Origin of the sequence: Paraburkholderia sp. A1BS-2L, from assembly GCF_051125205.1 — a bacterium.
In the GTDB taxonomy this organism is placed as follows: Bacteria; Pseudomonadota; Gammaproteobacteria; order Burkholderiales; family Burkholderiaceae; genus Paraburkholderia.
Window position 1 is genome coordinate 927,917 of sequence record NZ_CP120428.1, and the last position, 17,827, is coordinate 945,743.

Below are 17,827 nucleotides of genomic sequence, written 5' to 3' on the forward strand. Positions count from 1 at the left end.
GTTTCTTTTGGAGAATTCGCCCATGAAGTTTCGTTTTCCCGTCGTCATCATTGACGAAGACTTTCGCTCCGAGAACATCTCGGGTTCCGGCATCCGGGCACTCGCCGAAGCCATCGAGAAAGAGGGCGCGGAAGTCCTCGGGCTGACGAGCTACGGCGACCTCACGTCGTTTGCGCAGCAATCGAGCCGCGCGGCGTGTTTCATCCTTTCGATCGACGACGACGAGCTGTTGCCCTACGTCGAGGATTCCGATGGCGAAGCGCCTGGCCACGCGCCCGCGATCATCGCGCTGCGCGCATTCGTGGAAGCGGTGCGCAAGCGCAACGCCGACATCCCGATCTTCCTGTACGGCGAGACGCGCACCTCGCGCCACTTGCCCAACGACATCCTGCGCGAGCTGCACGGCTTCATCCACATGTTCGAGGACACGCCGGAGTTCGTCGCGCGCCATGTGATTCGCGAAGCGCGGGTGTATCTCGACGCGCTGGCGCCGCCGTTCTTCAAGGAACTCGTGAAGTACGCCGACGAAGGCTCGTACTCGTGGCACTGCCCGGGCCACTCGGGCGGCGTGGCGTTTCTGAAGAACCCCCTCGGCCAGATGTTTCACCAGTTCTTCGGCGAGAACATGCTGCGCGCGGACGTCTGCAATGCGGTTGAGGAACTCGGCCAGCTGCTCGACCATACGGGCCCGGTCGCGGCCTCGGAGCGCAATGCGGCGCGCATCTTCAGCGCCGACCACGTGTTCTTCGTGACCAACGGCACGTCCACGTCGAACAAGATCGTCTGGCACGCAACGGTGGCGCCCGGCGACATCGTGCTCGTGGACCGCAATTGCCACAAGTCGATCCTGCACGCGATCACCATGACGGGCGCGATTCCCGTGTTCCTCACGCCCACGCGCAACAACTTCGGCATCATCGGCCCGATTCCGCGCGACGAGTTCAAGCCGGAAAACATCCGCAAGAAGATCGAGGCAAATCCGTTCGCGCGCGAAGTGCTCGCGAAGAACCCGAACGTCAAGCCGCGCATCCTCACGATCACGCAAAGCACCTACGACGGCGTGATCTACAACGTCGAGATGATCAAGGACCTGCTCGGCGACATGCTCGACACGCTGCACTTCGACGAAGCTTGGCTGCCGCACGCCGAATTCCACGCGTTCTACCAGGACATGCACGCGATCGGCGCGGGCCGTCCGCGCACCAAGGCGCTCGTGTTCGCGACGCATTCCACGCACAAGCTGCTGGCCGGCATCTCGCAGGCTTCGCAGATCGTGGTGCAGGACTCCGAAGACAGCGCGTTCGATCGCCACCGCTTCAATGAGGCCTACCTCATGCACACGTCCACGAGCCCGCAATACGCGATCATCGCGTCGTGCGACGTGGCCGCTGCGATGATGGAAGCGCCGGGCGGCACTGCGCTCGTGGAAGAGTCGATTGCCGAGGCGCTCGATTTCCGCCGGGCCATGCGCAAGGTCGACGCCGAGTACGGCGACGACTGGTTCTTCCAGGTCTGGGGCCCGGACGATCTGGCCGAGGAAGGCATCGGCTCGCGCGAAGACTGGATGCTGCGCCCGAACGATCACTGGCACGGCTTCGGCAAGCTCGCCGAGGGCTTCAACATGCTCGACCCGATCAAGGCGACCATCGTCACGCCGGGTCTGGACGTGGACGGCGATTTCGGCGACGCCGGCATTCCCGCGGCCATCGTCACGAAGTACCTGGCCGAGCACGGCATCATCGTGGAGAAGACGGGGCTGTATTCGTTCTTCATCATGTTCACGATCGGCATCACCAAGGGCCGCTGGAACTCGATGGTCACGGAGCTCCAGCAGTTCAAGGACGACTACGACAATAACCAGCCGCTCTGGCGCGTGTTGCCCGAGTTCGTCGCGCAGCATCCGATGTACGAGCGCGTGGGCCTGCGCGACCTGTGCCAGCAGATCCACAGCGTCTACCGCGCCAACGACATCGCGCGCCTCACGACCGAGATGTATCTCTCGGACATGGAGCCCGCGATGAAGCCGTCCGACGCGTTCGCCAAGCTCGCGCACCGCGAGATCGACCGCGTGCCCGTCGACGAACTCGAAGGCCGCGTCACGTCGATTCTGCTCACGCCGTATCCGCCGGGCATTCCGCTCTTGATTCCGGGCGAGCGCTTCAACAAGACGATCGTGAATTACCTGAAGTTCGCGCGCGAATTCAACGAGCGCTTCCCGGGCTTCCACACCGACATCCACGGACTCGTGGGCGAGACCATCAACGGCCGCATCGAGTATTTCGTGGATTGCGTGCGCGCTTGAGCGCCAGGAGAAGGTCGAGCGGCATGATGGTGCGTTCTTTCGTGACGACGCTGGCTACGGCGGCTACGCTGGCGGTGAATGTGGCAGCGGGGTTGGCGGCCGGGCTGGTGGCGCTAGCGCCGGCGGCGCATGCCGAAGTGGCGGCCGCCGACCCGATCGATGCGGGCATGCGGGCCTGTCTCGCGCGCGCCGACCGTTCCTCGACGGCGGGGCAGATCCAGTGCATGGACGAGGCGCGCACCGCGTGGCATAGCGCCGCCGACGCGGCGCTCGCGCAACTGGTCTCGCAGTTGCCGCCTGCGCAGCAAAAGCGCTGGCGACTCAGCCAGACCAAATGGGCGGCGTGGCGCGACGCCGAGGACACGATGCTTGGTGCGGCATTCGCGAGCACGAGCGGCTCAACTTATCAGCTTTACGAGGCGGATATGCGCCTGCAGCCGGTGCGCGACCGCGCGCTCTCGCTGCGCGGGCAGGCCGCGGCGGCATCGGGCGACGCGCCGCCTCGCGTGCGCGCCTGTAGCGCCGATGCACGCTGCGAGCACGTGAGCTACGACCTGAATCGCTACTATCGCAAGCTGTATGTGCGCATGCCGGCGCACTCGCGGCCCGCGCTCGCGCGCGCGCAACGCGCATGGCGCGCGTATCGCGACGCGACCACGCCGCTCGTCGACGAGCGTGCTCGCCTCGACCTGCTCGGGGCGCGGCTTGCGACGCTCAAGCGCTTGTCGGAGACGGTGAATAACCGCTGAGCCGTCAGCCCCGGCCGGTTCGTTCAGTCGAAGATGAACTGCTCGGGCGCGCGCGCCGCGAGCGTGGTGGGGTCGCCCAGCAGGTCGTGCAGCGCGAGCTCGATGCTCTCCGACATCGCGTTTAGCGCGAGGTCGTTTTCATCAGTGCCGAACGGGTCTTCGAGCTGCGAGGCGATTGCTTCGTGCGCCATGAACGCGTAGGCCACGAACACCGCGAAGATCGGCGTGAGCGCGCCGATGCTGTCGACGAGCCCGAAGGGTAGCAGCGCGCAGAAGAAGTACACCGTGCGGTGAATCATCACCGTATAAGCGAAAGGCAGCGGCGTGGAGACGATGCGCTCGCAGCCGCCGATCACGTCGGAAAGTCCATTGAGATTGTGCTCGAAGGCGAGCACGGCGTAGCCGTCGACGCGGCCCGCGCGCGCTTCGTCGCGCAGCCATTCGGAAGCGCATTGCACGAGCGTCATGGGACGGTAGCGCGAAGCCATCACGCGTTCCACCATGTCGCGCGGCAGGCGCGCCTCGAGGTCCGCGCGTGGGTCGGTGCGGCGCAACTGGTGGCGCAGCGCATGTGGCAGCGCGCAGAGCAGCGCAGCTAACGGGCGCACGTGCGCGCGAGGATCGCTGCTTTGCACCAGTGTGAGCGACTCGCGCACGAGCGAGCGCGTCTGGTTGAGCAATTGCCCCCACAGCTTGCGGCCTTCCCAGTAGCGGTCGTAGCTCGCGCTGTTGCGAAAGCCGAGGAACACCGCGAGCGCGATGCCGATCAGCGAGAACGGCACCGTGCTCAGGTTCACCGTGACCTTGAGGATGTGATCGTGGGAGGCAACAGCCACGATCGAGATCGCCAGCACGAGCATGAGGCGCGGCAGAAGCTGCGGCAGCACGGAACCGCGCCAGGCGAGCAGCATGCGGAACCAGTGCAGGTGAGGGCGGACGATCATCGGGTCGGGCGAGCGGGGTTGGGCGGGGCCGGCGGGTCGGCCAGCCGGGATCATGCGCCATGATAGGCGAAGGGGCGCGAACCTCGGGTGCTCACTTCGTGCATTTTGCAGGGAACACAGTGCGCAGCGGCGCTCCAATGCAAAGCGGGCGCGCGACGGTATTCGTCGCGCGCCCGCTTTGTCGTGACCTCGTGGACGCATCATCCAGCCCGAATGATGCGCCGCCGCGCCCCTTACTTCAGCGCTGCGCGTGCCGCCGCGATGGCCGCACGCACCTGCTCCGGCGCGGTGCCGCCCGGATGGTTGCGCGCCGAGACCGAGCCTTCGAGCGTGAGCACCGCGAACACGTCCTCGGCCAGCAGATGCGCAACGGCCGGCAGCTCGCGGCGCATTTCGTCGAGCGTGAGGTCCGCGAGATCGCAGTTGCGCTCCACGCAGATGCGCACCGCGTGCGCCACGGCTTCGTGTGCGTCGCGGAACGGCAGGCCCTTTTTCACGAGGTAGTCGGCGAGGTCGGTGGCCGTCGAGAAGCCTTGCAGCGCCGCTGCGCGCATCGCCTGCTCCTTCACCGAGATGCCCGCGACCATTTCCGCAAAGATGCGCAGCGTGTCCGCAACCGTGTCGACGGTGTCGAACAGCGGCTCCTTGTCTTCCTGGTTGTCCTTGTTGTACGCGAGCGGCTGGCCCTTCATCAGCGTGAGGAGCGCCATCAGGTGGCCGTTCACGCGGCCGGTCTTGCCGCGCGCGAGCTCGGGCACGTCCGGGTTCTTCTTCTGCGGCATGATCGACGAGCCCGTGCAGAAGCGGTCGGCCAGATCGATGAAGCCCACGCGCGGGCTCATCCACAGCACCAGTTCTTCGGAGAAGCGCGACACGTGCGTCATCACCAGTGCGGCGGCGGCCGTGAATTCGATCGCGAAGTCGCGGTCGGAGACGGCGTCGAGCGAGTTCGTGCAGATGCTGTCGAAGCCCAGCGTCTTCGCCACCGCGAAGCGGTCAATCGGATAGCTCGTGCCCGCGAGCGCCGCCGCACCCAGTGGCAGACGGTTCACGCGCTTGCGGCAGTCGGCCATGCGCTCGGCGTCGCGCGTGAACATCTCCACGTAGGCGAGCAGGTGATGGCCGAACGTGACCGGCTGCGCGACTTGCAGGTGCGTGAAGCCCGGCATGATCGTGCCCGCGTGCTGGTCGGCGAGGTCGAGCAGCGCGCCTCGCAGGTCGCCGAGCAGGCCGCCGATGCGGTCGATCTCGCCGCGCAGCCACAGGCGGATGTCGGTCGCGACCTGGTCGTTGCGCGAGCGGCCCGTGTGCAGGCGCTTGCCCGCGTCGCCGATCAGCGCCGTGAGGCGCGCCTCGATGTTCAGGTGCACGTCTTCGAGATCGAGCAGCCATTCGAATTCGCCGCGCTCGATCTCGCCCTTGATTTGCGCCATGCCGCCCTGGATGGCGGCGAGGTCGTCGGCGGAGATGATCTTCTGCGCAGCCAGCATCGACGCGTGCGCGAGCGAGCCCTCGATATCGACGAGCGCGAGGCGCTTGTCGAAGAAGACCGACGACGTATAGCGTTTGACCAGCTCCGACATGGGCTCGGAGAAGCGAGCCGACCAGGCTTCGCCTTTTTTGTGCAGTTGGGACGTCATGGTGATGGGCGTGAACGAGCGTGATTAAGCGGGCCGTGTGCTCAGGCAGGAAGCTCAGCAGCGCATTCTGATGCCAGACGCGGCGCACGGCGGGAAAGAAGACGATTTTACCATCGGCGCAGTGGGCCGCCGGTGCGTGGGCCGCCCGGCGCTGCGCCGGATGAAGCGATGCGCGGCGGCCGCGCGCAAAGCGCCGGGCGCCGCGGCGTTCAAAGCCGCACCAGCACCACCAGCTTCAGGTCTTCGCGATGCGCGGGCTTGAGCGTGATCTGGTCGTAGGCGATGCGGCCGTGGCGCGGATGATTGAACTCGCGCCGGCCGCCTTCGCGCTCGAACACATCCTGCGAGGCCCAGAAGCGCGCGAACTCGTCGCTCGCGGCCAGCAGCGAATCGATCAGCGCGCGCGTGGGGGCGTCGTTCAGATGGCGGATCGAGTCGGCGCGAAATTCGGCGGCGAGGCGCCGCGCGCGCGTTTCCCAATCGACGATCAACTCGCGCCCGAGCGGCTGCGTGAAGGTGAAGCGCAGCAGGTTGCGGTCGTGCCCGGCATCGAGCCAGCCCGTGAACAGGTCCGCCGCGTGGGCGTTCCATGCGAGCGCGGTCCACTGGCGGTCGAGCACGTAGGCGGGCGCGTCCACCAGTTGCACTGTTTGCAGGAGCGTGGCGGGTGCATCGGCAGCGCTGGATGGATCGGGCTCGGCGGGATCGCGCTGGGCGGCCAGTTCGAACAAATAGGCGCGCTCGGCGCGCGAGAGGCGCAGCGCGACGGCGATGCGCGCGAGCGCGTCCGCCGAAGCCGAGACGGGCCGGCCCTGCTCGATCCACGTGTACCAGGTGGGGCTCACGGCGCACAGCTGCGCGACTTCTTCGCGGCGCAGGCCCGGCGTGCGGCGGCGCGGGCCGGGCGGCAAGCCGACTTCCTGCGGCGAGAGCCGCTCGCGGTGGGCGCGGATAAATTCGCCCAGCGCACGGGCGGGCGTGGCGTCGAGCGTTTTGGCGGCGCCGAGGTCGGCGGCTGGCGCTCCGGAGGCTGGGGTGTCGGGGCTCATGAGGCGTGGGGCAGGTGCTCGCGATACCAGAATAATCGCTTAACTTGTACTGGTACAAAACGGCCTCTATTGTAACGGCTGACGCGGCGCCGGACTCGGTACTGCACAGGCCGTTCACCTACAGGAGCAAGCGATGAAGCATCACGATCAGGTCGCCGACGCATTCGGCTCGACCGCAGCCGCCTATCTCACGAGCCAGGTTCACGCGAGCGGCGCGGATCTGGACAATCTCGCCGCCACCTTCGCGGCGACTTGCGGCAACGCCGTGGTGCTGGACATGGGCTGCGGCGCGGGGCATGCGAGCTTCGCGGTGGCGCCACACGTGCGTGAAGTCGTGGCCTACGACATTGCTGCACCGATGCTCGCCACGGTCGAGGCCGCCGCGAAAGACCGCGGCCTTGCGACCATCCGTACACAGCAGGGCGCCGCCGAGGCGCTGCCGTTCGCCGATGCGACCTTCAACTGGGCGATCAGTCGCATGAGCGCGCACCACTGGCGCGACGTGCCGCGCGCGCTTCGCCAGGTGCATCGCGTGCTCAAGCCCGGTGGGCGCCTGAAGTTCATCGACATCGCCGGTATCGACGATCCGCTTTACGACACGCATATCCAGGCGGTCGAATTGTTGCGCGATGCTTCGCATATTCGCGACTACCGCGCCGATGAGTGGCTCGCGATGCTCGATCGCGCGGGGTTCGACGCGAAGGTGGCCGAGCGCTGGCGCATCGCGCTCGACTTCGACACGTGGGTGGCGCGCATGCGCACGCCGCCCGAGCGCGTGAGCGCGATCCGCTCGATGTGGGAGCGTGCGCCCGATGAAGTGAGGCAATACTTCGATGTCCAAAGCGATGGCTCGTTCAAGCTCGATGCGTTGATGATCGAGGCGACGCGGCGCGACTAAAGCCCTTCACGCAATCGGCGCAAGAAAAAAACGGCGTCGTGCCCGTAGGGGCATGACGCCGTTTCTCGATGCGCGTAAAGATCAACCCGTATTGCGCAACCCCGCCGCAATCCCGTTGATCGTCAGATGAATGCCGCGCCGCACGCGCGGGCTCGGGTCGCCGGCGCGATAGCGCTTGATCAGCTCGACCTGCAAGTGATTGAGCGGGTCGAGATACGGGAAGCGGTTCTTGATCGAACGTGCCAGCAGCGGGTTATCCGCGAGACGGCCGCTCGCGCCCGTGATCTCGTCGAGCACGCGCGTGGTGCGCTCCCACTCGGCCACGATGCGGTCGAACACGAGCTTGCGCAGCTTCTTGTCGGCGACGAGCTGCGCATAGCGCGACGCCACCGCGAGATCCGTCTTCGCAAGCGTCATGTCCATGTTCGAAAGCAGGTTCGAGAAGAACGGCCAGGTCTTGTACATCTTCCTGAAGAGCGCGAGGCGGCGCGTGCGCTCCGCGTCGTTGCCCGCTTCGTCGAGATACGCGGCCACCGCGCTGCCAAAGCCGTACCAGCCGGTGAGCAGCAGGCGGCACTGGCCCCACGAGAAGCCCCACGGAATCGCGCGCAGGTCGTCGATCTTGCGGTTCTTCGGGTCCTGCAGCTTGCGCGAGGCGGGCCGGCTGCCGATGTTGAGCTCGGCGATTTCGGTGATCGGCGTCGAGGCGAAGAAGTAGTCGGTGAAGCCGGGCGTCTCGTAGACGAGCGAGCGGTACGCCGCCATCGCCGCATCGGAGAGCATCTGCATGGTCTCTTCGAACACGGGCAACTGGTCCGGCGCGTTGCCGGCGGCTTTGCCCATCGGCAGCAGCGTGGCTTCGAGCGTGGCGGCAATCACCGTTTCGAGGTTGCGGCGGCCGATCTCCGGATTGCCGAACTTCGAAGCGATGACTTCGCCCTGCTCGGTCAGGCGGATCTGGCCTTCGACCGTGCCCGGCGGCTGCGAGAGGATCGCGTTGTAGGTCGGACCGCCCCCGCGGCCCACCGTGCCCCCGCGGCCATGGAACAGGCGCAGCGTGATGCCGCGCTCGCGATAGAGCGCGACGAGCGCGAGCTCGGCGCGGTAGAGCTCCCAGTTCGAGGTGAGGAAGCCGCCGTCCTTGTTGCTGTCCGAGTAGCCGAGCATGATTTCCTGCTCGTTGCCCTGGTGCTCGACGATGCTGTCGATGCCCGGCAGCGCAAGCAGGTCGCGCATGATGCGCGTGGCGTTGCGCAAATCGGGGATCGTCTCGAACAGCGGGATCACCATCAGCGAGGCCTTCGCGGCATCGTCGGCATGGCCGAGACGCCCGCTCATGAGACCGGTTTCCTTTTGCAGCAGCATCACTTCGAGCAGGTCGGAAACCGTTTCGGTGTGCGAGATGATGTAGTTGCGCACCGCGCGCGCGCCGAACTTCTCGCGCGTCACGCGCGCCATCTCCAGCACGCCGAGCTCGCTTTTCACGAGGTCCGAGTAGTCGAGCCAGGGCGAGCGCAGCGGGCGCGCGTCGGCGAGCTGCGCAAGCAGGACGATCTGCTTGTCGTCTTCGGAGAGCGACGCGTAATCGGCTTGCACGCCCGCGCGCGCGAGCAGCTCGGCGATCACGGCTTCGTGGATGTCCGAGCTCTGGCGCAAGTCGATGCTCGCGAGATGGAAGCCGAACACGTCGACGGCGCGCATGAGCGGGGCAAGACGCGTGGTCGCGAGCGAGGCGCCGTGATGCTCGGCGAGCGAATCCATCAGGATATGCAGGTCGCGCGAGAACTCGGCTGCGTCGGCGTAGGGCTGCGCGCGCACGGGCTGGACGTTGCGGCCCGCGCTGCGCACGGCGACCACGCCTTCGCCGAGGCGCACGCGCGCGCTGGCCGCAAGCCGCGTATAGACGCCGATCAGCGCGCGGCGGTACGGCTCGTCCACGCGGTGCGGCGACTGGTCGGGCGAGGCCGCGGCAAGTGCCTTCAACTCGTCGCTCGCGCCCGCGAGCAGGTTCGAGACGGACAGCTCCGCGCCGAGCTTGTGCACTTCATCGAGGTAGTGCTGCAGGATCACCTGCGCCTGGCGCTCGCTCGCTTCTTCGAGCGTGGCGGCGGTGACGTTCGGGTTGCCGTCGCGGTCGCCGCCGATCCAACTGCCCATCTGGAAGAACGCGGGCAGTCGCGCATCGACGCCGTGCTCTTTCAGCGACGTTTCGATCTCGCCGTACAGCGCGGGGATCTCGGTGAGGAAGGTCGTGTGGTAGTACGAAAGCGCGTTTTCGATTTCGTCGCCCACGGTCAGGCGCGAGTCGCGCAGCATGCGCGTTTGCCAGAGCGAGGTCACGCGCGCACGCAACAGCGCCTCATTCTGCTCGCGCTCGCGATGCGTGAGCGGCTGGTCGCGTTCGGCGAGCAGGCGCGCGACGTCGTGCTGCGAATCGAGCGTGCTTTTGCGCTGCACTTCGGTGGGGTGCGCGGTGAGCACGGGCACGATCAGCGCGTCGTTGAAGAACTGCTGGAGCACGGGCGTCGCGGCCGCGCCCGCCTGCGCTAGACGTTCGAGCGAATGCGCGATGGTGCCCGCCTGCGGCGCCGAGCCCGCGAGATCGTGGATGCGGCGGCGGCGGTTGCGATGGCGATCCTCGGCGATGTTCGCGAGATGCGAGAAATAGCTGAACGCGCGCACCACGCTCACGGTCTGCTCGGGCGAGAGCGCGCGCAGCTGCTTTTCCAGCGCGAGCGCGGCGGTGTTGTCGTCCTCGCGGCGAAAGCGCACGGCGGTCTGGCGGATGGTTTCCACCACGTCGAACACGGCGTCGCCTTCCTGCTCGCGCAGCACTTCGCCGAGCAGGCGGCCGAGGTAGCGGATGTCCTCGAACAGCGGCTGGTCCTTGTCGTCGCGTGCGCGGGCGTTGCGCGCGGCGGTCGCGGGCTTCGCCGCCGACTTCGCCGCGGGCTTGGCAGCTCGAGTGACTTTCAGGGCCTTGGGAGTTGGGGTGGCCTTCGTGGTCTTCGTCGCGTCTGCCGCTTTCGTGGCCTTTGCCGCCTTCGTCGATTGGGTCGATGGGGTCAAGGCTTTCACGGTGGTCGTCGACTTGGCCTTTTTGGCCGTCGACGGGGCGGCCGTTTCGGCGGCCGTGGAAGAGGCGGGTTGCGATGCGTTGTTGCGGCGCTCTGCGCGCGCCGATCCGGAAGACTTCACGATGTTTTCCTCAGGACTAGCCAGGAGATGGACAAGTTGATCGGGAACTGCCAACTGCATGGCCGCGGCGCGGGCCGCGGTCAGGGGTACAACGGGTGTAACCTGGAATGAATGCGCCATCTTGCGCGTGCCGCACGTGCATCGCGCATATTATGAGACAGCGTGCGGACAGTTCGGACAGGGCCGGTGTTGCCGGGGAGGGGCTTCGTGAGCCCCATCGGCTTGCGGGCGGCAGGCCGAAAAAGGGGCGCGTGCTAACATTGCCCGTTATCCGATTCTGTTTTTCGAACCCGTCATTCGATGTGCTTGCCATGAATTCCGAGATGTTATCCGCGCCCACGCCCCGCACCCTTGTGATCGCTTCGCGGGAGAGCCGCCTGGCGATGTGGCAGGCCGAGCATGTGCAAGCTGCGCTGCACAAATTATATCCATCCTGCGACGTGAAAATTGTCGGAATGACGACACGCGGCGATCAAATTCTCGACCGCACGCTGTCGAAAGTCGGCGGCAAGGGGCTGTTCGTCAAGGAGCTGGAGCAGGCGCTGGCCGAAGGACGCGCCGATCTGGCCGTGCATTCGCTCAAGGACGTGCCCATGGAGCTGCCCGAGGGCTTCGCGCTCACGGCCATCATGGAGCGCGAGGACCCGCGCGACGCCCTCGTGTCCAACGATTACGAATCGCTTGCGGCGCTGCCGCCGGGCAGCGTCGTGGGCACTTCCAGCCTGCGCCGAGAGTCGATGATCCGCGCGCGCTATCCGCATCTGGACGTGAAGCCGCTGCGCGGCAACCTCGACACGCGCCTTGCCAAGCTCGATCGCGGTGACTACGCGGCCATCATTCTCGCGGCGGCGGGGTTAAAGCGCCTGGGCCTCGGCGCGCGCATCCGCGCGCTGCTGGAGCCGGCGGACAGCCTGCCAGCGGCGGGGCAGGGCGCGCTCGGCATCGAGATCCGCGCCGATCGCGCCGATCTGGCCGCGTGGCTCGCGCCGCTGCACGACGACGCCACCGCGAAGGCCGTGGAGGCCGAGCGCATGGTGTCGCGCGCGCTCGGCGGCAGCTGCTCGGTGCCGCTGGCCGCGTACGCGCAGTGGCGCGATGGGCGGCTCGCGCTGCGCGGCACGATCGCCACGCCCGACGCGAGCCGCGTGCTCGCCGCCGAAGGCGACACGGCGCCGGCCACCGTTGAAGATGCCGTCGCGCTGGGGCGCCGGGTCGCGGACGAACTGATCGCCCAGGGCGCGCTCGAGATCGTGCGCGCGCTTTCCGAGGCCAGCGCCGACGATGCGCGTGCGCCGAACGCGCCGCCGGCCAGCAAGCCGGACGAGACGGGCGCGCGATGACGGCCCCCTGGCAGCCGCGTCGCGCCGGCGCGAGCGCTCCTGCGCAGCCCGATGAGTGGGGCGGCCCCGCCGACCCTGGCGGGGGCGCGGGTGGTGCTGCTTCCAATCGTGCTTCCGGGCCGTTCACCGTCGTCATTACCCGACCGGCCGGCCAGTCGCGCTCGCTTGCCGCACAGCTCGAGTCGCGCGGCCTGCGCACGCTTGAATTCCCGCTCATTGCCATCGAAACCGTGCGCGACGACGCGCCCTTGCGCGAAGCGCTCGGCGCGCTCGACCGCTACGCGCTGGTGGTGTTCGTCTCGCCCAACGCCGTCGACCGTGCGTTCGGCCACTACAGTGCGATTTCGTCGATCTGGCCGCATGCGCTGCCCGTCGCCGTGGTGGGGCCGGCCAGCGTGGCTGCCCTCGCGCGTCACGGCGTCGCGGCGCCCGAGCATCGCGTGATCAGCCCGGCGCGTCCCGCCGACGAGGAATCCGCGCGCTTCGACTCCGAGTCGCTCTACGCCGCGCTCGAAAAAACGCTCGGCGAGAACGCTTTCGCGGGCAAGCGCGTGCTGATCGTGCGCGGCGACGGCGGCCGCGAATGGCTCGCCGAGCGCCTGCGCGAGGCGGGCGCCGAAGTCGAGGCCGTCGCTGCCTACCGCCGCGCCATGCCCGAGCCGCCCATCGGCGTCTGGGAGAGCGTGCATGCGCTGCTCGGCGGCGCGCCGCACGCGTGGCTCGTGACCAGTTCCGAAGGCGTGCGCAATCTCGACGAGCTCGCGCGCGATCACCTTACTGCAGGCGAACTCGTCGAGTTGCGCCACGCGCCGCTGGTCGCGCCCCATGCGCGGATCGGCGAGACGGCGCGCAGTTTGGGTTTTGATAGGATTACGGTGTCCGGCGCGGGCGACGAGCGCATCGTCGAAACGCTGCTGGGCCTTGCGTTGTCCCTTTCAGCATCCTCGGCTTCTTCCGTAGCGCATTTAGCTGCGCCTCATGGTGGGGCACAGGCAGCTCAACCGGTTCAGAACACCCCGGCGTCGTCGCCGGCACAACCACGCATGACTGATTCGAACGATTCCAGCCAGGTTTCCAATCGGGGCGCGGCATCCCAGGGCAGCAGCGGCGCTTCGCCTGCGGCCGCGAGTGCGCGCCCGGCATCCGCCTCTTCCACTTATTCCTCCACGCCACCCGCGTCATCGCAGCCCGTGCGGCGCGGCGGTGCGGGCCTGGCCGCCCTGTGGTTCGTGGTGGTGCTGGTCGCCGCAGGCGCGGGGGCAGGCGGCTACGCGCTTAACCGCAAGCTCGACCGCGTGGACGCAGCGCTCATGCAGCGCCAGCAGGCCGCCGAGCAGCAGAGCGCCGCGCTGCGCGCACGCACCGATCAGGCCGTCGCGAACGCCCAGCAGGTCGACAAGCAGATGTCGCTGCTCGAAGGCAAGATCGCCGACGCGCAGAACTCACAGCAGGCGCTCGCGCAGCAGTACGCCGATCTCGCGCGCAACCGCGACGAATGGACGCTCGCCGAAGTCGGCCAGATGCTGTCGAGCGCGAGCGAGCAGCTGCAGCTCACCGGCAACACGCAGCTCGCGCTGTTCGCGCTGCAAAGCGCCGACACGCGTCTGGCCGCCTCGGACAGCCCGCAGGCGCTCGCCGTGCGCAAGGCCATCGCGCAGGACGTCGACAAGCTCAAGGCCGCGCCATCCACCGATCTCGCGGGCCTCGCGATCAAGCTCGATACCGCGCTGGACGCGGTCGACTCGCTCCCGCTCGCGGGCGAAGCGCTGGTCGCGCACACCAAGCCCGAAGTCGCCCCGCCGCTCGACGCCGCTAAAGTGGCCGCCGCCACCGGCGAGCCGCGCTGGCGCGCGTGGCTCGACACCTTCGTCTCGGGCATCGGCAAGCAGATCGCGAGCCTCGTGCAGGTGCGCCGCATCGACAACGCCGACGCCATGCTCACTTCGCCCGACCAGGGCTACTTCGTGCGCGAGAACCTGAAGCTGCGCCTGCTTTCGGCGCGTCTGTCGCTGCTCTCGCGCAACGGGCCCACGCTCAAGTCCGACCTCGCTGCCGCCGACACGGCGCTCGCGCGCTACTTCGACAGCGCGTCGAAGGAAACGCAGAACGTGCGCGACCTGCTCAAGCAGGTGGATGCGGGTTCGGGCGCGGTCGCGCTGCCCACGCTCGACACGAGCCTGAAGGCACTCCAGCAATACCGGAGCCGGGGGTAATACATGGCGATCCGTGGACTTATCTGGCTGGCGATCCTCTTCGCGGTCGCCGTCGCGCTTGCCACCGTGGGCCGTTTCGACGCGGGGCAGGTGCTGCTCGTCTACCCGCCGTATCGCGTGGACGTCTCGCTCAATCTCTTCGTGGTGGGCATCGTCGTCGCGTTCCTGCTGCTTTACGCGCTCTTGCGCTTTGCGCGCAACATCGTGACGATGCCGCGCCGCGTCGCCGCCTACCGCGCGCGCATGCGCACGGAAAAGGCCAACTCGGCGCTGCGCGACGCCGTGGGCAATCTCTACGCGGGCCGCTTCTCACGGGCCGAAAAGGCCGCGCGCGATTCGCTCGTCGACGAGAAGAACAAGGGCGCCGCGGGCCTGATTGCCGCGAACGCCGCGCATCGTCTGCACGAGTACGCGCGCCGCGACGACTGGCTCACGCAGGTGGACGACCCCGACCTCCAGGAAGCGCGCCTCATGGCCACCGCCGACATGCGCGCCGATGGGCGCGACGCGGACGGGGCGCTCGCCGCGCTCACCGAAATGCGCTCGCAGGGCGGCCGCCGCATTCACGCGCAGCAGATCGCGCTGCGCGCGCAGCAGCAGCTCAAGAACTGGGGCGAAGTGCTCAAGCTCGTGAAGACGCTGGAAAAGCGCGAGGCGCTGCATCCGGCCGTGGCGGTGCGCCTGCGCCAGCTCGCGGCGGAGAACCTGTTGCGCGACCGGCGCCACAACGCGGACGCGTTGCTCGAGCTCTGGCACGCGCTCACGCCGGTCGAGCGTTATTCGCCGCGTCTGGCCGACTGCGCCGCAGAACTGCTGATCGCACTCGACCGCCCGAACGAGGCGCGCAAGATCGTCGAGGAAGCGTTGGGGCAGAGCTGGGATGCGCGCCTGTTGCGCCGTTATCCCGACACCGCGGGCAACGACGCGCTGCCGCTCATTCAGAAGGCCGAGGCATGGCGCAAGGAGCGTCCCGAGGACGGCGACCTGTTGTTCGCGCTGGGCCGCCTGTGCCTGAAGCAGCAGCTTTGGGGCAAGGCGCAGTCGTTCCTGGAGGCCGCGCTCAAGTCCGCCGAGGCGAGCGAGAACGAGCCGCTCAAGATCCGCTCGCATCGCGCGCTCGCACGCCTGCACGAGCAGCTCGGCGACGCCGGCAAGGCGGCCACGCACTATCGCGAGAGCGCACTGGCGATGAACGTCGTTTAAGACCTGGCGCGCTTCGCTTCGCTTCACAACGCAACGCAACGCAAAACGGCCGCTTTCAAGCGGCCGTTTGCATGTTGGCGCGCGTAGCCGCGCTAGCGGTTCACCAGTTTCGCGGGTGCGCACAGCGCGAGCAAGCCGCCGAGGATCATGAACGCCGCAAGCATATACATGCCCGAATCATTCGCCGACGTGACCTGCTTGAGCCATCCCACCGCATAGGGGCTCAGAAAGCCCGCGAGATTGCCGATCGAGTTGATGAGCGCGATGCCCGCCGCCGCGCCGGCGCCCGCGAGCCAGGCCGTGGGCAGGCTCCAGAACAGCGGCAGCGTGGTGAGAATGCCAATGGTGGCGATCGTGAGCGCCGTCATCGCGAGCGTGGTGTCGTGCGCCCACGCGACCGAGAGCACGAGGCCGATCGCGCCGATCGCGGCCGGAATCGCGATATGCCAGCGGCGCTCGCGCAGGCGGTCGGCGCTCTTCGCGGCGAGCACCATGCCGACCACCGCCGCCGCGAACGGAATCGCCGAAAGCAGCCCGATCATGAGCGCGTCTTTTACGCCCGTCGCCTTGATGATGGTGGGCAGCCAGAAGCTTACGCCGTAGAGGCCCATCACGAACGAGAAGTAGGTGAGGCTCATCACGAGCACGCGCGCGTTGATGAGCACCCTGGCGAGCGGGAGGTTTTCCTTGGTGGCGTCCTCGGCGGCGATGTTGTGCTCGAGCAGCGCGCGTTCTTCGGCGCTCAGCCACTTCGCGTCGCCGATGCGGTCGTCGAGCACGAAAAACACCAGCACGCCGACGATAATCGAAGGCAGACCTTCGAGCAGGAACAGCCACTGCCAGCCCTGCCAGCCGTTCACGCCGTTGAACGACTTGAGGATCCAGCCCGAGACCGGGCCGCCGATCACGCCCGAAAGCGCGACGGCCGTCATGAACCAGGTGGTCATGCGGCCGCGCCGGTGCGCCGGATACCAGTACGTGAGATAGAGGATGATGCCCGGGAAGAAGCCGGCTTCGCACAAGCCGAGCAGAAAGCGCATCACGTAGAACATGGTGGGCGTGGTCGCGAACATCGTGAAGATGGAGACGAGGCCCCACGTGACCATGATGCGCGCGATCCATACGCGTGCGCCCACGCGATGCAGGATCACATTGCTTGGCACTTCGAATAAAAAATAGCCGATGAAGAAAATGCCCGCGCCGAAGCCGTAGACCGCATCGGAGAGATTGAGCGCGGCGCTCATTTGCAGCTTGGCGAAACCCACGTTGACGCGATCCAGATACGCGACCACGTAGCAGAGCATCAGCAGCGGGATGAGGCGCCACGCGACCTTGCGGTAGGTGGCTTCTTCGAAGGCGGAGGGCGGAGCGCCCGCGCCCGCTTGCGGCAGGTGATTCGCTGGACTGGCCATAGTTTCTCCATAGACTCGATCGTGGTGCTGGTTGCCTGGGGAGCGCGCTGGAACGTGCCAGAACGTGCCAGAACGTGCTATACGCAGCGCCCGCCGTCCACTTCGATGCAGGTGCCGGTGATGAAGGCTGCTTCGTCGGAGGCGAGGTAGAGGCACGCGTTGGCCACGTCCTGCGGCGTGGAAAAGCGCCCGAGCGGAATGCCCGCGATAAAGCGCTGGCGGTTCTCGGGCGTGTCGGGCACGCCCATGAATTCGGCGGTCAGGCCCGTATCGCCGATCACCGGATTCACGCAGTTCACGCGGATCTGGTCGGGGCCGAGCTCGGCGGCGAGCGCCTTGCTGGCGACGATCATCGCGCCCTTGCTGCCGTTGTACCAGACGAGCCCCGGGCGCGGCCGTATGCCCGCCGTGGAGGCGATGTTGACGAACGCGCCGCCGCCATGCTCGCGAAAGTGCGGCACGAACGCCCGCACGCTCCAGTAGAGCCCCTTCACGTTGACGGCGTAGACGCGGTCGAATTCGGCCTCGCTCACTTCGAGCACGGGCTTGTTGCGATGCGTGGTGCCCGCATTGTTGACGACGATCTGCACGCTGCCGAAGTCCTCGACGGCGGCTTCGCGCAGCGCGTGCCAGTCGGCTTCGCGCGTGATGTCGCCGGTCACCGCGATGGCCTTGCCGCCCGCGAGCGCGATCTCGCTCGCGACGCGCTGCGCGGCGGCGCCGTTCAGGTCGTTGACGACGACGTTCGCGCCTTCGCGCGCGTAAGTCTTCGCGATGCCCTCGCCGAAGCCCGAGCCGGCGCCCGTCACGACAGCGGTCTTGCCTTTGAGTCGCATGATGTCTCCATGTGTTGGTGGATTTATTCCGTTTTCCTGACTA

Annotated in this window: 12 protein-coding genes; 6 read left to right on the top strand and 6 right to left on the bottom strand. The window is 67.4% G+C overall.

Features of this window, described 5'->3' with window-relative positions; genetic code table 11:
- Positions 1-22: 22 nt before the first annotated feature.
- A complete protein-coding gene (locus tag P5W98_RS04165) occupies positions 23-2,302 on the top strand; it encodes an Orn/Lys/Arg decarboxylase N-terminal domain-containing protein (protein ID WP_421023408.1) in 2,280 nt (759 codons plus the stop codon).
- Positions 2,303-2,328: 26 nt separating this feature from the next.
- Positions 2,329-3,051: a lysozyme inhibitor LprI family protein gene (locus P5W98_RS04170; RefSeq protein WP_434718505.1), complete on the top strand. Its 723-nt coding sequence runs from the start codon at positions 2,329-2,331 to the stop codon at positions 3,049-3,051.
- A 23-nt stretch (positions 3,052-3,074) separates the two neighbouring features.
- On the opposite strand, the gene P5W98_RS04175 is transcribed toward P5W98_RS04170, so the two are convergent.
- The 3 genes from P5W98_RS04175 to P5W98_RS04185 form a co-directional block, all read right to left on the bottom strand.
- Positions 3,075-3,995: a bestrophin family protein gene (locus P5W98_RS04175; protein WP_434718358.1), complete on the bottom strand. Its 921-nt coding sequence runs from the start codon at positions 3,993-3,995 to the stop codon at positions 3,075-3,077.
- Between the two features lie 233 nt (positions 3,996-4,228).
- Entirely contained in the window at positions 4,229-5,635 is a 1,407-nt protein-coding gene (gene argH / locus P5W98_RS04180; protein WP_434718359.1) for an argininosuccinate lyase, read from the bottom strand.
- A 209-nt stretch (positions 5,636-5,844) separates the two neighbouring features.
- A complete protein-coding gene (locus tag P5W98_RS04185) occupies positions 5,845-6,684 on the bottom strand; it encodes a helix-turn-helix transcriptional regulator (protein WP_421044207.1) in 840 nt (279 codons plus the stop codon).
- A gap of 133 nt (positions 6,685-6,817) precedes the next feature.
- On the opposite strand from P5W98_RS04185, the gene P5W98_RS04190 reads away from it, so the two are divergent.
- Positions 6,818-7,582 (top strand): class I SAM-dependent methyltransferase, encoded by a 765-nt coding sequence (locus tag P5W98_RS04190; RefSeq protein ID WP_421023413.1) that lies wholly within the window; start codon positions 6,818-6,820, stop codon positions 7,580-7,582.
- Between the two features lie 81 nt (positions 7,583-7,663).
- Here P5W98_RS04190 and ppc read toward each other — a convergent pair whose 3' ends face one another.
- Positions 7,664-10,780, bottom strand: a complete 3,117-nt coding sequence (ppc, locus tag P5W98_RS04195; protein ID WP_434718360.1) for a phosphoenolpyruvate carboxylase — start codon at positions 10,778-10,780, stop codon at positions 7,664-7,666.
- 311 nt (positions 10,781-11,091) lie between these two features.
- Here ppc and hemC point away from each other — a divergent pair, with 311 nt between their 5' ends.
- The 3 genes from hemC to P5W98_RS04210 are packed head-to-tail and all read left to right on the top strand — an operon-like array spanning position 11,092 to position 15,536.
- Positions 11,092-12,120 (top strand): hydroxymethylbilane synthase, encoded by a 1,029-nt coding sequence (gene hemC / locus P5W98_RS04200; protein ID WP_434715438.1) that lies wholly within the window; start codon positions 11,092-11,094, stop codon positions 12,118-12,120.
- Positions 12,117-14,333, top strand: a complete 2,217-nt coding sequence (hemDX, locus tag P5W98_RS04205; protein WP_434718361.1) for a fused uroporphyrinogen-III synthase HemD/membrane protein HemX — start codon at positions 12,117-12,119, stop codon at positions 14,331-14,333. Before hemC ends, hemDX begins: the two co-directional genes overlap by 4 nt.
- Positions 14,334-14,336: 3 nt before the next feature.
- Positions 14,337-15,536 (top strand): heme biosynthesis protein HemY, encoded by a 1,200-nt coding sequence (locus tag P5W98_RS04210; protein WP_434718362.1) that lies wholly within the window; start codon positions 14,337-14,339, stop codon positions 15,534-15,536.
- A gap of 92 nt (positions 15,537-15,628) precedes the next feature.
- On the opposite strand, the gene P5W98_RS04215 is transcribed toward P5W98_RS04210, so the two are convergent.
- Both P5W98_RS04215 and P5W98_RS04220 read right to left on the bottom strand, forming a co-directional pair.
- Entirely contained in the window at positions 15,629-16,948 is a 1,320-nt protein-coding gene (locus tag P5W98_RS04215) for an MFS transporter (protein WP_434718363.1), read from the bottom strand.
- A 77-nt stretch (positions 16,949-17,025) separates the two neighbouring features.
- Complete coding sequence (locus P5W98_RS04220) at positions 17,026-17,784, bottom strand: SDR family oxidoreductase (protein WP_129561467.1); 759 nt, start codon at positions 17,782-17,784, stop codon at positions 17,026-17,028.
- Between the last annotated feature and the right edge of the window lie 43 nt (positions 17,785-17,827).

Excerpts from the sequence above, each read along its gene's own strand:
- hemC (WP_434715438.1), top strand. The coding sequence starts at position 11,092 with ATGAATTCCGAGATGTTATCCGCGCCCACGCCCCGCACCCTTGTGATC.
- argH (WP_434718359.1), bottom strand. The coding sequence starts at position 5,635 with ATGACGTCCCAACTGCACAAAAAAGGCGAAGCCTGGTCGGCTCGCTTC.
- P5W98_RS04215 (WP_434718363.1), bottom strand. The coding sequence starts at position 16,948 with ATGGCCAGTCCAGCGAATCACCTGCCGCAAGCGGGCGCGGGCGCTCCG.
- P5W98_RS04220 (WP_129561467.1), bottom strand. The coding sequence starts at position 17,784 with ATGCGACTCAAAGGCAAGACCGCTGTCGTGACGGGCGCCGGCTCGGGC.
- P5W98_RS04175 (WP_434718358.1), bottom strand. The coding sequence starts at position 3,995 with ATGATCGTCCGCCCTCACCTGCACTGGTTCCGCATGCTGCTCGCCTGG.
- P5W98_RS04170 (WP_434718505.1), top strand. The coding sequence starts at position 2,329 with ATGGTGCGTTCTTTCGTGACGACGCTGGCTACGGCGGCTACGCTGGCG.
- P5W98_RS04190 (WP_421023413.1), top strand. The coding sequence starts at position 6,818 with ATGAAGCATCACGATCAGGTCGCCGACGCATTCGGCTCGACCGCAGCC.
- hemDX (WP_434718361.1), top strand. The coding sequence starts at position 12,117 with ATGACGGCCCCCTGGCAGCCGCGTCGCGCCGGCGCGAGCGCTCCTGCG.
- P5W98_RS04185 (WP_421044207.1), bottom strand. The coding sequence starts at position 6,684 with ATGAGCCCCGACACCCCAGCCTCCGGAGCGCCAGCCGCCGACCTCGGC.
- P5W98_RS04165 (WP_421023408.1), top strand. The coding sequence starts at position 23 with ATGAAGTTTCGTTTTCCCGTCGTCATCATTGACGAAGACTTTCGCTCC.
- P5W98_RS04210 (WP_434718362.1), top strand. The coding sequence starts at position 14,337 with ATGGCGATCCGTGGACTTATCTGGCTGGCGATCCTCTTCGCGGTCGCC.